Below are 13,217 nucleotides of genomic sequence, written 5' to 3' on the forward strand. Positions count from 1 at the left end.
TATCAAGTCCGGTGTGTCTATATATCACTCTGAACGCCTGTTTTATCCAGTACTAGCGCCGTATGCAGCCGCCCAATCGGAGGAAGATTGCGGGCTATCAGCCCACCTCGAATGCGGCTCACATCTGTATCGGTGAGTATCCCTGCCTTGGCTGCTTTCATGGCTGCCAGCATGGTGGCTCGGTAGGTGGCTTCCCGAGTAAACTGGGGTGCGCTCATCGCGGGCATTTCTTGCTCCGATGAGTTACGTAGCATTCATGGCGGCAGTAGCGTCGATGCTTATTCCCATACGCGGTGAACGTGGTGCCACAGCCGATACAGGTGAAGGTGTAGGTGGCGTCACGGTTTTTAGCTTCGGGATGTGCCGCCCACCAAGCCCGCCTATGCTCACTGCAGCAAAAAGATGCAGGTCTGCCAGTCGCTAGAGTCGCTATGGGATTACCGCACCAACGACACCAGCGACCATCCTCCGCAGCTTTGGTTTGTGGGCGCTTATGGGGGTTTCGTGCCAGATGACTGCGAACACTGCTCGGCTCTAATCCAAGAATCCGCGCAATCATCGCCGCAGCCATCCCGTGCTGGTTGAGTTTTACTATCGCCTCTTTTTGAATCGGGTCAATCATCGCTTATTCCTCCTATAAGGAGGGCTTCGAGAAGCACGAAATATAAACAGGGAAAACAAAAAGAGCCGCCTCAGCAAGACGGTGAAGTCTCGCTGAGGCGGCTCTTAGAATCCAGCGGGCTAATTTGCCGGTTAGGCAAGGATTTGGTTCACGCGGTTTTGTACCTGTTGATAGTTGTAGCCAGCATTGGTGAGACGGTTGTAGCGTTCTTGCCCGTTACCCCAATCCCCACGAATCACCTCACGCGCCAGGGTCTCGATGGACTTGCCTGCGGGTTTGGCTTTGAACCCGAGTTTTTCGTTGACTCTGCGTTGCACGGCGTCGTAGAGTCCGCCTAGGCGTGCTCGTCGCTGGTCTCCGTTGCCGTATTCGCCGCGGATAACTGCGTTGGCTAGTGCTTCAATATCTGGTTTACCGGCAGATGATGCCTGGGGTTTGTTTCCGCTGATTTGGTCGTACCAGTAGCAGGCTCTTGCCATGTAGGTTGCGTGTTGGGATCCGGCTATGGAGGCGGGGCATTCGGTTGCGGAAAAGTCGCGGTGTCCGAATACGTTTTTGCCCCAGACGGGTCGGCCGAGCTTGTAGTAGTGACACAGGGCGGCGAGAAGGTGCGCCCCGTTTTCTAGGCAGGCATCGGAGATACGGTAGGGGTGGGTGGATGCGTCTGCGTGTTCGATTCCAATCGAGGTGGTGTTGGCTACCCAATTTCCCGCGTGCCAGGCGGTATCGCGGTCCCAGACGAGTTGGCCGATACGGCCACTGGTTTCTACTTGGTAGTGCGCGGAGGCGGGTCGGGTTTGCCATACGTTCCAGCATCCTTGTATGGAAAGGTTTCCATCGTTGTGGTGCAGGATGATTTTGTTGATGGATCGGCCTTGTCTGCCTTTGGTGAAGTGTTTGTTCATCAAAAGGTTCAGGTCAGCTTCTAGAGTGTTCCAGTTCTTCATTTTGGGTTCTCCGTTTCTTTTTGGTTGGTTTAGCCGGTGGCCAAGATAAAAAGTGCGATCAGGTAGATAAGCGGGGTCATTATCCATGAAAGTAATAAGGCGAAAAGGAGCCAGATCCCGGCGGTAAGTAGCGTTAAGACTGCTAGGAGTGCCAAGAATTTAAGGAATGTTTTCATGCATGTTTTCATGGCTTTTCTTTTTCGTCGGGGAGGGCGTGTTGGGGCAGATATTTGCCCGGGCTGGTCTGGCCTGCCTGAGGGGTTGGCGGGGAGTATTTATCTGGACTACTCGCCTTAGCAGGTGGTGTTGAGCTGGTTTTTAAGGCGGGCTGGTTTTGACCGGTTTGCTTGATTGTGTCTAATGCTTGTTTTAGTCCGCCCGGGATCGGCAGACCCAGTAGCCCTGCGTTTTCGAGGATGGAGATGCCCTCGTTGGATAGGTAGAAGAAGATGGTGGCAGTGCGTAGCACTCCGGGGGTGCCAAGAACATGCACGTCCAATAAGTGTGCGAGACCGATGAGGGCGAAGATTAGGACTTTGCGGGCGATACCGCGAAACCCTACCGAGCTGGATAGCTTGTGGGCGTTGATTGCGGCTAATATTCCGGTGGCGTAGTCGATGATGGTGAAGGCTACGATGGCGTAGAGCAGGGAATCGGTTCCACCGAGAAAGGCTCCTAGCCAAGCACCTATAGCGGTGATTACGCCTTGGAATAGCATCCAAATGGTTTTGATAGACAAAATTCTTGCTGTCCTTTCAAAATAGTTAACGGGTTAGCACAAGCGTGCGTGCTTGCGGATATAAGAAATGCCTGCACAATGCAGGCATTGAAACTTCAAACAAGGCGGCGCTATTCGGTTTGTATATATGGGCGCTTTAGGGCTTGCAGCGTGAGGCGGGTGATATCCATAGTGTTTTTTCTAGGTATCACCACTACGGGATTGTCTGTGTTTTTTGTTTTTCCTGGCGGGGCTGGTTTTGGGTCAGAGGGGATCGGGATTATCGCTTGCTCAATCATGAGGTTTCTCCTTTGCTTATGGCTTGTTCTACTGCTTCGCTTAACGCACAGAATGCTTCTGCTTGTTGCCCGGCGAGCTCGCCGTCGTAGGTTTCTATTAGGCTTTTTACTTCTTGGAGATGGTTTTGGTAGGTAGGGCCAGATACTTCGGCCAGGGAATCGAATAGGCTTTGGCGGGCGGTGAAGAATTCTGGGGCTTTTTCTGGGCATGCCAGGGTGAATGTTCCCCCAGCATCGATGCGGGGTTTGCCGTTTTCGTTTAGGGAGGCGTATTGGGTTACCAGTTCGTATTCGTCATCGCTAAAACGCTTGGTGGCCTGTCTTACTAGGTCTAGCAGTTTGGTTCTAGCTCTAGAAGGACCGGGTTTAAGACTCATGGCAGCTAATAGTTCTGTTAGTCCGGTTAGGTGCTTGTTAGCTATCCAAATTTTCATGACGTATTCCTTTCTTTGTATACAGCCTGGTTTAGGCAGTGTTGGTGGACATTGGTTGATACCCGGTGTTATGGAAGTAGGTCCAGGAGATGGTGCCATCCGGTTTGGAGGTTATGGTGCTGATCCAGCCCTGGTTAAGCAGCCCGATGAGCCCGTTTACCCGGATCATAAGGTCTGAGAGCCGGTCGAAAAGTCGGGTCATGTTATAGAACGTGCCGTTGGTGACGATCATGACGTCATAGGTGTGGAATACTACTTTGGCTAGCTTTGTCGGCCCGACCCATCCTGGATGCGTGCCCCTATCGGTTAGTACGCAATCTTCCAAGGTGACCGATCTGTTTTCGGTGGTATAGAACTTGTATCCATTCGTGCGCAGATCAGCCCCAAGGTGGATGCCAGCCGAATCATAAAACCGTCCCTTTGGGTCTAGGGTCAAGCACGTGAAATAGTCCCCGTTTGGAGCGTCTTGGTAGGTCCAGGCAACATAGTCACCCTCGTTGGCTAGCGACGTGGAGATACCCTCTATTTCCTCATGATCCTTTTTATGGCCCCTGCCTAACTGTCCGATATATCGATTCCCGTACCAAAACTGCATCCCGGTACTAGCGATTTTTCCTTCCAGTTCCGAACCGTTATACCAAGAGATCTGGGTCGGGTTGATGCGAATATTGCTTGTCCACCCGGCAAGACCAACCTGGATCGCGTTAGCGGAAAGCTTATCTGCCGTAATGGATGCCGCTCCGATCCGGTTGGCATCAAGCAGACCAGTGGTGATCTTGCTGGCATCTATGTAAGCAATCTTCGCCGAGGTTATAGCAGCGTCGCTAATCATTGCTGTTTGGATGTATCCGTTAGCAATCGTGAGTTTATCGCTAGTGATGCTCCCGGCGGCAATCCGCGCGGACGCTAGGGTACCGGTGGTTATTTTATCTGCTGACAGCTGACCGATTTTAGCGTTAGTGATAGCCGCATCGGCAATCATTGCGGTACCGATTACGGCGTCATCGATTGAGGTTTGCCCACTGATGTGTACTTTTGCTGCATCAATCAGAACGGTTTCATTCGACAGATTGATTTGGGTAATAATCTCGGCTCTTTTAACTCTCAGGTTCACGTTGTCTGAAACCATCGTCAAGGAGGAGTTAATGTTTTTGGTTTCATCTGCTACCTGCACTTTGAACGCTTCTAGAGCATTTTGGATACTGGTTGCATCCTGGAGAGCTTTTTCGGCTTGAGCTTTTGCATTTGCTGTATCGGTACTAGTTTTTACTAGCTCGCCTTGGGTTTGTTTAAGGCTTGCTTGGACTTGCTCAACGCTAGCGTTTGCTTGCGCGATCTGGGTTTTAGCTGCTTGCAGGTTCGCCGCGAGTTGGGCCGCGTTCAAATCGGTGGCAAGACTGACCCATCCGGGCTGACCAGTATCGGTGAGCTTATATATCCAGATTCCTACTTGCTCACCATTGTCTTTAAACCACACATCGCCCAGCCGCGCTGATACCGGTTGGGTGGTGCCGTAGTGGTTGGTGTTTTTCCCATCCGCGCTAGCTAGCGCAATACTTGCTACCTGTTGGGCTTGGCTAGCCTCGGTGCGGGCAGCGGTGATGGTGTGGGTAATGTCGGTAAATTTACCGGCGGTGCTACCTAGCTCAATGCTTATATATTCTTGGTCAAGCGGGTTGTACTCATAGGCCAGGACCCGCGAGGTTAGCTCCATGCCCGAGTCGCTATGGCGTACGGTCACGGTATCACCCAAGGCTAGGGTTTCTAGCTCGCGCAGATCTGCGTATTCTTTAGTGGAGGCAAGGTCAACAAATGAAATCTTGTAGGCACAAGATGGCTGATCAACCAGGCCTAGTGCGTACTCGCTTTTGGCTAGGGCGCGCAGCCGTGAGTGTGCTTGCTCTAGGGGCAGTTCGTCCTCTCGTGGCTTGTCTGGGTCTTTGATTGCCTTGACCTGCCCATAGCGGATGACCTTGATACGCGGGCAGATATAGTCGCTGATGCGAGGGCTGTCCACATACAGTTCAGGAAGGAGCAGACCGTCGTAGCCAACCGGCAAAATCCGGGTAACTACCGTGGTGTAGTCCAGGGTTGATTCGTATCCGGACAGGTTTTTACGATCCCTAATAACCACGCCATGATTAGCGCCTATGCACGGCGCGTGGTGGATATGCCAGTTATCGAAAGTAAGCTCGCCGCCCCAACGCGAAATAAAACTGTTGTCGCTGTCATCTAACAGAGCCGCGCTAAGTGGGGCTCTAACTATGCGGGCAGAGGCTCGACGCGAGTTATCTGAACTGGTAGCGCTAAAACCGTGCGGGCTATTGGCCGCCCCTAGCAGCTGATCTAGGGCTGCTTTTGCGGTTTTATTTACCACATAGGTGTCAGCGATAAGGTTTGCAGAAAGGTCATAGAACAGGTGATGGGCAACTACTTCGAGCGTCCCGTCAAGGCTGGTGGTGACTTCGCTGATACGAAATCCTTGCCTACCGTTTATTCCTGGAACCGGGGCGGCCACGATGTTTTCTATTACCAACAGGTTCGCTGCTGGCCCATCAAGGGGGTAGGAAAACGTTAGGGAAAACTTTCCGTTTAGTTCCTGAGTGACTTTCGGGTCTATAAGGTGGCGATCTAGCACAGCTAACCCACTGGCAGTGAAATCGTTAGCGCTACGATCGTGAATCGTAATCATCTGGTTAGTCCTTTCTACAAGGTACGCCAGTTACCTTGGACTTCGATTCTTGAAATACCTGTGCCCAGCTCGATGTGGTTAGTGCCAGGAGAAAGTTGCGGGAAGGGCCCTGAAATCCCATCGGTTTGGGTTTTACCTGCAACGTGGGTTGTAAGCCGGGCAGTATCGATAGTTAATTGCCCACTAGGAGCAGAAACCAACAAGACGCTATCGTTTATTTTCAGTTCCAACTCCCCGGTACCAAAAACAGTGATTACCGGATCGGAAGCTAAAAGACCAGGATTAATAATCGTGCCCGAAGCGTTTAAAGTTAGCTGTTTAAGCCCAGTTTCCAGGTAGGTAAACGGCTGGCAGCAAAGCTCGGCTTCAAACATTACCCAAGTGGACAGCGAGCCTAACGCTGGTGATATTTTGACGTGTTTAAGATACCTGAACATGCCAGGCTCACCGCTAAAACCAATCGTGTGGGCTTGGGTGAGTAAGTAAGCGGCTTTGCGGAATGCTTCCAGCCCGCCACGCACCGATAGTTTCAAAGTTATTTCACTGTCTTGCCACCCTTTAAGGCGGGTAAGAGTGCCGGCCCGCCCGGACACCTCAATATCGTCTACACCCATGGCGGCAGTAGGGATCTCTACAGGTGCGCAAAAACGGATACCCAGGCTTTTAGAGCTAACCTTATGGTCGAGAACAAACCCGTACATTGTTTTACACCCCCGCAGCTAGCAGATTGGCTCGCCGAGATAGCCGTGATAGTTGCTGATCAATTTTGGGTGCGAGTTTGCCGACCAGCGTCCCATCACTTAAAACAACCTTGATATCCAAACCCTCAAGAATCCGGGCAGCTGTAGCATCTGCTACCCCTTGAACATCAACGCTGTAAGTTTTAGCTTCCTTTTCGGTTTGCGATGTTTGGTTAACTGGGGCAGGGGTCAGATCGGTGCTTGGCAAAGACAAATCCTCGCTGACCTTGATAGGTACGTTAACTCCGTTAGTTAACTCGCCCATAGCGTCCATGGTGTCTTTTGCCATGTTTGCTGCCGCATCGGCGGCCTTATGGCCTCGTGAGGTTATTGCTCCGGCTAGACCAGCAACTAGCATGTCACCAACCCACGCCATTTGCTTAGAAGGAGAATGGATACCGAAAAATCCGAGAATCCCATTCCAGATTGAGGACACCCAGTTAGAGACCCGGTTCCACAACCAACCTGCTAGTGACTGAATGCCTTGCCATAACCCAGAAACCAGGGATGCTCCGGCGTTGATCATCTGCCCGACCCCGCCCAGCACTGCTTGAACAATGCTGTAGATAATCCTCGGGATAGCCGAAACGACAGTGCCGATAATGGTCGGTAAAGCCCGAATTAGACTGGTTAATAGTTGGATGCCAGCTTGTACCAGAAGGGGGATAGCCCCACCAATAGCAGACAATATGGCAGAGATGATTTGAGGTAAAGCCCCCACAATCGCGTTAATAATAGTTGGTAACGCCCCTATAAGAGCCGTCAACAGTTGCACGCCCGCGTTAATCAACTGTGGGATTGCCTGGATGATCGCGCTAAGGATAGCGGTAATAATCAAAGGTAAAGTCCCGGTGATAGCGGTAATAATTTCTGGCAAGGCACCAACCAGCGCGGTTAACAGCTTGATGCCAGCTTCGATGATCTGGGGGACGGCTCCGATTAAGAAAGAAATAATCGCACCAATCAACTCCGGCAAAGCCTCAACAAGCACCGGGATAGCCGCAATCAAACCTTGCGCAAGACCGATAATTAACTGTAGGGCTGCATCCAAAATAAGTGGCAAATTATCGATGAGCCCCTGGATCATGGTCATCAGCATTTCTACCGCCGCCGGGATCAGCTCCGGTAGAGCCTGGCCGATACCAGCAACCAAGGTGGCGATAATCTGAACCGCAGCCTCTAACAGACTCGGAAGTGCCTCAATAATCGCTTCCACCAATGCCACAATCAACGTCACGGCAGTTTCCGCCAAGGAAGGCAGAACAGCGATAATGCCCTCCAACAAAGCAGTCAAGATACTCATCCCGGTATCCACCACTTGCGGAAGCTGGCTAGAAATAAACTCCAGGGCTTCTTTCAAGATCTGTCCCAGGGCGTCGATAAAGGCAGGGGCGCCCCCGGTCTCGAACGCGCCGGTGAGTTCATCGACCCAACCATTAACCATCGGCATCACCGTGCCAGCCAAAGCCGTGGTCAAACCTCCAGCCAATAGACCTTTAAGGTTATCGACCCCGTCTTTTAACGTAGCGAGTTGACCAGAAAAGGTTTTGGACTGGGCATCCATCGCCCCATAAAACCGTCCACCCTCACTTGTGGCACTAGCAAACGCATCCGCAACCATATCCGCACTGATCGCGCCCTTAGCCATTTCTTCTTTGAGCTCACCGATACTTTTACCGGTCTTACGGGAAATCTCCTCTAAAGGGTTGAAGCCTGCGTTAATCATCTGGTTCAAATCCTGACCAGTCAGCTTGCCAGTAGAGCTCATTTGAGCAAACGCCAACGTGAGGGATTCGAACTTTCCAGCATCCCCCTGGCTGATATCACCTAACTGTTTGATCCGTACCTGGGACTCTTCAGCGCTCATGCCGAACCCCATCAACGTTTGGGTGGCCTTGGCTAGATCCTCCATCCCAAACGGAGTACGAGCCGCTTCCAACTTGAGGTTATTAACCAGTTTCTGAGCCTTGGCTTGATCACCCAGCATCGTGGTAAACGAGGTGGTGTATTGCTCCATCCGGGCGTTATAGTCCAAACCATCCTTTAAAGCCCCGACCATGCCCCGCCGAATAGAAGAAATAGCATGCCCAATAGCTTTAACCCCACCAACAACAGCTTCCGCTGCCAGGCTGGCTTTAAGCACATCACCAAAAATGCGGGTCTTCGAACTGGTACCGTCCATCTGCGAACCCAGCTCATCTACAGCATTTTCTAGGTGTCCGGTGTCCTTAGCTGCAGTTTTCGCATCATCACCCGCACCGTCAGCCTCATCAGCAAACTTGGAAAGAGCACAATTATTCTCTTTAAGCTCACCCTCAAGACCATTCAAAGTCGCCTGAGCGTTATTGAGCTGAATCTGCCAATTCTTCGTTCGAGAATCATTTTCCCCAAAACTGGTAGCCGAGTTATCAAGAGCGCTCTTAAGGGTCTGGATCTTAGATTTTTGCGCCTCAATCTCTTTACCCAAAACCTGGTTACGAGAAGTCAACGCTGAAGCTGACTTATCGTTCTTATCGAACTGAGAAGCCACCAACTTCATCTCGGATCCCAAAACCCGCATCTCACGATTAATATCCGTGATCGCGCGCTTAAACTCCCGCTCACCCTCAAGGCCAATCTTCAAACCAAAAGACGAATCAGCCATGGGAGGGATCCTTTCACAAATAATGTCAAATACACTTGACGTAAAGCGTCTTTGACATTAGGGTGGTGGTTGTTAGAGCAGATTAGGAGAATGTATGGAGCCCATCGTGGAAGAGGTAACTACCAAACGACCAGCGTGGGGGTATGTGCGCAAAACGAAGATCCCAGCGATCTTCCCGGCGGTGCCCGTAGGGGCGTTACTGGCGATTGGTGCCGCCGTGTTCAAGGTGGCGGCCAATCCGACTGGCCCGCACCGATGGGCGGCGGTGGCGATACTCGCAGCCTGTTTGGCCGGTCCTCTCATCGCCTTGGTGTGGATGCTAATCGTTGACCGCTCAAGTCTGCCGGGGGCGACCGCCCATCCAGAACAAGCCGTGGAGCACCACTGGCACTCGCTCGCAGCCACGAACACTTTCCTAATCACCATCGCAGCAGCAGGCATCGGCGCAGCAGTAACATCAGGTAACGTCTCATTCGTGTTGGCAGGAATTGTCGTGTTCGAATTCCTTGTCTACGGGATTTCCTATTTGTGGGCGAAACACAGGTAAGTCGTGAAAAACAATCTCGTCACGCTCCGCAAACAGGCCGGCTGGTCACAAGAAAAACTCGCCGAACTACTCGGAGTCAGCCGCCAAACCGTGATCTCCATCGAAAAAGGACGCTTCGACCCCTCCCTGCCCTTAGCCTTTACTATCGCGAAAACCTTCAACTGCAAGATTGAAGACATCTTCACCCCAGACGACGCCTAGACCCCTTCAGGTACCACATCATCAATAAACCAGATGCGTTTCGGCTGGGCTCTGCCGGTTTCGATGCGCCAACAATCCACCAGGTCCAATAGTTCACCGAATATGGTCAGTTCGATTTGCCTGCGGGTCAGTCCCAGGTGGGCGAGCCCGATATAGGTCAGGCGGGTAAAAATTGCCTCATCACTATCTATTAGGTGTCCTTTTTCCTGGTTTGCCCTTTTGGGTCTGGGGCCTCGGTCATGATTGCTCGCCGGGTGCCGCGTTGGAGTGCCTGGGCGATAGCCTCCCGATAGTCAGCTAAATCTGCAGGCACAGTTAGTAACTCCACCGCTTCTGCGGTCAGCTCTGGGCGCTTATCGTCTGGATGGGTGAGGTTGTGTATTTGTACGGACTGGTTAGCGAGCAGGGCGATGAGCCAGATTACCTCACCGAGCGACTTATCCATATCTTCGCTAGTTTCCAGGGCTTGACCTAAATGTTCTAGACCTCCGTAACGTTGAGCTATCAGGCGGGTCGCGCGGGTAGTGAGGACGAGTTCGTATTCTTGACCTGCGATAGTGATTGTCGCGCTTTTTAAAGTGGGGCTATCGGCCGGGTTTGTTTGGGTTTTCGCTGTCATGGCTTACCTGCTGTTCTAGTTGTTTGTCGGTTTAGGGCTGGTTGTAGCGGCAGGCTCATACACCTGGGTGTACCAGCCAGTAATGGTTTCTGGCTTGACGCCGACCGCTCCTTCGGTGACTTCGGCTTTCCACGGGTGCTTTCCGGTAGCGTCTGGTTTGTTACGCCGCAGGATCGTTCCCTCAATACTCGGGGTAGAGAACGTGATCGAATCAGCTTTGGTTGCCAGCGTGGTTCCCGGCAGAGCAAATTTGATGCGGTAAAGCCAAAAATACTGGTACTTCCCGTTAGAGCGTGCAGCTCTAAAACCAATAGCCACGGGTGCGCCACCATCCTCAGAAGTGCTGATAAGTACCCCGTTGGCGTCCAGTCTCGCACCAGTTAAGGCAGCTGCAGTCTCTGCCCCGAGATCATCAACCCCAAGAGTGAGGGTTCCAGATTTGAATTCCTTGACAATCTCGGATGCCCCGTCATCGGCATACAAAATTGCCTCAGCCACCTCCACAGACAATTCTGCGGATATTGCTTTAGCGAGCGGTTTAGGAACGGCATAGGTTTCCTCACCGCTGGTGGGATCTTCGCTAATGCTCGCGTAGTAGAGCTTGTCTAAACCAATAGTTGCCATGGTATTTCCTTTCTGTTGGATCCTCGTATTGAGGGGTGATCTGTTTTTCTCGGTTATTCTTGAGGTTAGGTGCGTGTGAACGAGGGGCGTGGTTGTGATGGCGAGTGGTAAAGCGGTAGAGCTTTTTATGGTCGATGGAACCCCGGGAGGTATGGCTACTGCGGGGATAGCGGATTGGACGGGGATCCTCACCTCTGCACGCCGCGATCAACTTTCCCAGCTTTATAAGCGAGAGGAAGCCAATAGTAACGGCGTATATATCCTTCTCGGTAATGACCCCGAAGCTATCGAGAACACCTGGTGCTATATCGGCAAGACAGAAAACTTTGTAGAGCGCTTACGCGATCATGACAAAAAGAAGCCGCAGTGGGAAAAGGTCGTTATTATTGCTAGCTTGCAACGATCTTTTAACGAGGGACATTGGGGTTATTTAGAAGCCCGTCTGGTTGAAATCGCTAAGAATGCTGAGCGCTGTTCTATGCCTGATAACAAACAAACTCCTCGGGTTAGGAAGCTTTCTGAAGCGCAACGAGCATCAGCAGAGTCATTCTTAGACAATATGAAGCTGATTTTGCCGATCCTGGGGGTCAACGTTTTGCGTTCCCCAGAAAATACTGTGCAACCAGATAACGCTCAGATAGTTTCTTCACCTGTTTTTCATCTACATAGACAAAGAGATCGGATCGATGCCTCGATGCAGCTTATCGATGGAGAGTTTTTCCTCCTCAAGGGGTCAATCGTGGTTGCTAGCTGGGAAACCAGTAAAGCCAGAAGCCAGGCAACGGTTAATTCGTATGCGGCTATAGCTAGTCGTCACCAAAAGCTAGTTAGTGATGGATCAATCCGCATAGACAATGATTGCGGCGTGGTCACCCGGGATATTGCTTTTACTTCTCCTTCTGCCGCAGCTGCCATAGTGTTAGGTACCACCGCCAATGGTAGAGCTCGCTGGGTCAATGATGAGGGACAAAATTATGGAGCCTGGGAAGAAACCAATAACTCCTAGAAAGTAGTCGGCGAATAATCCGCGATGTCGATTGAATAGTGGTGGTAGCCGGTATCGTCCTCGTATCCGATATAGCGCCTGGCTGTAATAACTAGGCGAGCGCTAATTAGAGCTTTCGTGATCTGGTCTCTTAGTGCCAAGTAGTTGGTTTTTGTGAACAGGCTGATTCGGGCTTCTTCTATTTCGACGCCTGGGGTGTTGTCGGCGAAGATCTCGAAAGAATCTGTTAACGGGGTGAAGACTAGATACGTGTCTGGGGCTGGGGAATCGGTGTAGCAGCTGACTGCATAGGCGAGCCCAAGTTGTTTAGCGATGTGGCTTAGGTTTTCTAAAAGCCCGCTCATGGTTTCACCTGCTGGATTCGCGCGGCCAGGGTTTGTTTCATTGCGGCTATTGCGGCTCGCCTGGTTTGTGAACGCGTAGGGGCTAGGAAGGGTCTAGCGGGCTGGTTGGAGCGCCCGTGTTCAAGAACGTTAGCGATTAGTGCGTTAGCTCTACCATCGTCTCGGTTCTCGGCGAAACCAACTTTAACGTTGTAGTCTCCGCGGCTATTGACTTTTACTGGCGCGGTTCCTAGCGCTTTGGCGAGCTGACCGGTAGAACGGGAGGGCTGTTTCGTTGAGCTGCCGATGGCGGCAGAAAGGTTAGAACGCATACGCGGCTCCACTATGTTAGCCCCGGCTTTAAGTACTTGCTCAGCGGAGTTATCAAGAATGTTGCTGGCTGAGTCGAGTGCGTCAATGAAATCGTTGGGAAGCTTGATTTGTACGCGAGCCATCAGAGTGCTCCTTCTGCTTCGGTGCGGTGAGCCAAAATCTCGACATAGCGGCCGAGGTATTCGACAGCATCAATAACACACCTGCCACGTGCGGAGCTGATTTCCATCGCCTCGGTTATTTTTACGCCGGGTATTGCTCGGATCCTAAATAACAGGTCTGCTTTGGTGTAGGCGGCGCGGTTGACCCAAGCCGGTGAAGCATGACGCACCTCCATATATGCGCGCACCGAAGCAATAACCTCATCACGAGTCGTGGCGAACCCGGCAGCGTCTTTAGTAACCATTGGCTGTATCAAGTCGATGTGCTCGCTCATTTTGCCTAGCGTTGCCATCAGGCGCGCCTTTC

16 protein-coding genes are annotated in these 13,217 nt (G+C 51.8%); 3 read left to right on the forward strand and 13 right to left on the reverse strand.

All coding sequences use genetic code 11. The features are described from left to right. Window positions 1-17 precede the first annotated feature (17 nt). The 8 genes from F605_RS0107625 to F605_RS0107665 form a co-directional block, all read right to left on the reverse strand. Window positions 18-218 carry a hypothetical protein gene (locus F605_RS0107625; protein ID WP_231725766.1) on the reverse strand — a complete coding sequence of 67 codons (201 nt, stop codon included), beginning with the start codon at window positions 216-218 and terminating at the stop codon, window positions 18-20. Further along, entirely contained in the window at window positions 215-622 is a 408-nt protein-coding gene (locus F605_RS11430) for an RNA polymerase sigma factor sigma-70 region 4 domain-containing protein (RefSeq protein WP_156005342.1), read from the reverse strand. Before F605_RS11430 ends, F605_RS0107625 begins: the two co-directional genes overlap by 4 nt. A gap of 131 nt (window positions 623-753) precedes the next feature. Then, a complete protein-coding gene (locus F605_RS0107630) occupies window positions 754-1,569 on the reverse strand; it encodes an N-acetylmuramoyl-L-alanine amidase (RefSeq protein WP_022865293.1) in 816 nt (271 codons plus the stop codon). Window positions 1,570-1,753: 184 nt separating this feature from the next. Next, window positions 1,754-2,308, reverse strand: coding sequence for a phage holin family protein (locus F605_RS0107640; RefSeq protein WP_022865295.1), 555 nt, complete (start codon window positions 2,306-2,308; stop codon window positions 1,754-1,756). 274 nt (window positions 2,309-2,582) lie between these two features. Continuing rightward, window positions 2,583-3,020, reverse strand: a complete 438-nt coding sequence (locus F605_RS0107650; RefSeq protein WP_022865297.1) for a DUF1617 family protein — start codon at window positions 3,018-3,020, stop codon at window positions 2,583-2,585. A 31-nt stretch (window positions 3,021-3,051) separates the two neighbouring features. Beyond that, window positions 3,052-5,712, reverse strand: a complete 2,661-nt coding sequence (locus F605_RS0107655; protein WP_022865298.1) for a phage tail spike protein — start codon at window positions 5,710-5,712, stop codon at window positions 3,052-3,054. Between the two features lie 14 nt (window positions 5,713-5,726). After that, window positions 5,727-6,413 (reverse strand): hypothetical protein, encoded by a 687-nt coding sequence (locus F605_RS0107660; RefSeq protein ID WP_022865299.1) that lies wholly within the window; start codon window positions 6,411-6,413, stop codon window positions 5,727-5,729. Window positions 6,414-6,417: 4 nt separating this feature from the next. Further along, window positions 6,418-9,096 (reverse strand): phage tail protein, encoded by a 2,679-nt coding sequence (locus F605_RS0107665; protein WP_022865300.1) that lies wholly within the window; start codon window positions 9,094-9,096, stop codon window positions 6,418-6,420. A 94-nt stretch (window positions 9,097-9,190) separates the two neighbouring features. Between F605_RS0107665 and F605_RS0107670 the strand changes: the two genes are divergently transcribed. Beyond that, window positions 9,191-9,643: a hypothetical protein gene (locus tag F605_RS0107670; protein ID WP_022865301.1), complete on the forward strand. Its 453-nt coding sequence runs from the start codon at window positions 9,191-9,193 to the stop codon at window positions 9,641-9,643. Between the two features lie 3 nt (window positions 9,644-9,646). Beyond that, complete coding sequence (locus tag F605_RS0107675) at window positions 9,647-9,844, forward strand: helix-turn-helix transcriptional regulator (RefSeq protein ID WP_004014542.1); 198 nt, start codon at window positions 9,647-9,649, stop codon at window positions 9,842-9,844. Window positions 9,845-10,034: 190 nt separating this feature from the next. On the opposite strand, the gene F605_RS0107680 is transcribed toward F605_RS0107675, so the two are convergent. Further along, window positions 10,035-10,463, reverse strand: a complete 429-nt coding sequence (locus F605_RS0107680; protein ID WP_022865302.1) for a polysaccharide deacetylase family protein — start codon at window positions 10,461-10,463, stop codon at window positions 10,035-10,037. Between the two features lie 15 nt (window positions 10,464-10,478). Then, the gene (locus tag F605_RS0107685) at window positions 10,479-11,087 is read right to left on the reverse strand and encodes a major tail protein (RefSeq protein WP_022865303.1); all 609 of its coding nucleotides are present in this window, start codon (window positions 11,085-11,087) and stop codon (window positions 10,479-10,481) included. 97 nt (window positions 11,088-11,184) lie between these two features. Between F605_RS0107685 and F605_RS0107690 the strand changes: the two genes are divergently transcribed. After that, window positions 11,185-12,093 (forward strand): GIY-YIG nuclease family protein, encoded by a 909-nt coding sequence (locus F605_RS0107690; protein ID WP_022865304.1) that lies wholly within the window; start codon window positions 11,185-11,187, stop codon window positions 12,091-12,093. Here F605_RS0107690 and F605_RS0107695 read toward each other — a convergent pair. From F605_RS0107695 to F605_RS0107705, 3 genes are read right to left on the reverse strand one after another with little or no spacing between them, the layout of a single operon-like run. Further along, window positions 12,090-12,437: a hypothetical protein gene (locus F605_RS0107695; RefSeq protein ID WP_022865305.1), complete on the reverse strand. Its 348-nt coding sequence runs from the start codon at window positions 12,435-12,437 to the stop codon at window positions 12,090-12,092. The two genes, F605_RS0107690 and F605_RS0107695, sit on opposite strands and share 4 nt — an antisense overlap. Continuing rightward, window positions 12,434-12,871 (reverse strand): HK97-gp10 family putative phage morphogenesis protein, encoded by a 438-nt coding sequence (locus tag F605_RS0107700; protein ID WP_022865306.1) that lies wholly within the window; start codon window positions 12,869-12,871, stop codon window positions 12,434-12,436. Before F605_RS0107700 ends, F605_RS0107695 begins: the two co-directional genes overlap by 4 nt. Continuing rightward, on the reverse strand, window positions 12,871-13,203 hold the full coding sequence (locus tag F605_RS0107705; protein ID WP_027723701.1) for a head-tail adaptor protein: 333 nt from the start codon (window positions 13,201-13,203) through the stop codon (window positions 12,871-12,873). The genes F605_RS0107700 and F605_RS0107705 overlap by 1 nt, the downstream gene beginning before the upstream one ends. Window positions 13,204-13,217 lie beyond the last annotated feature (14 nt).

Source organism: Varibaculum cambriense DSM 15806, assembly GCF_000420065.1.
Taxonomy (GTDB): Bacteria; Actinomycetota; Actinomycetes; order Actinomycetales; family Actinomycetaceae; genus Varibaculum; species Varibaculum cambriense.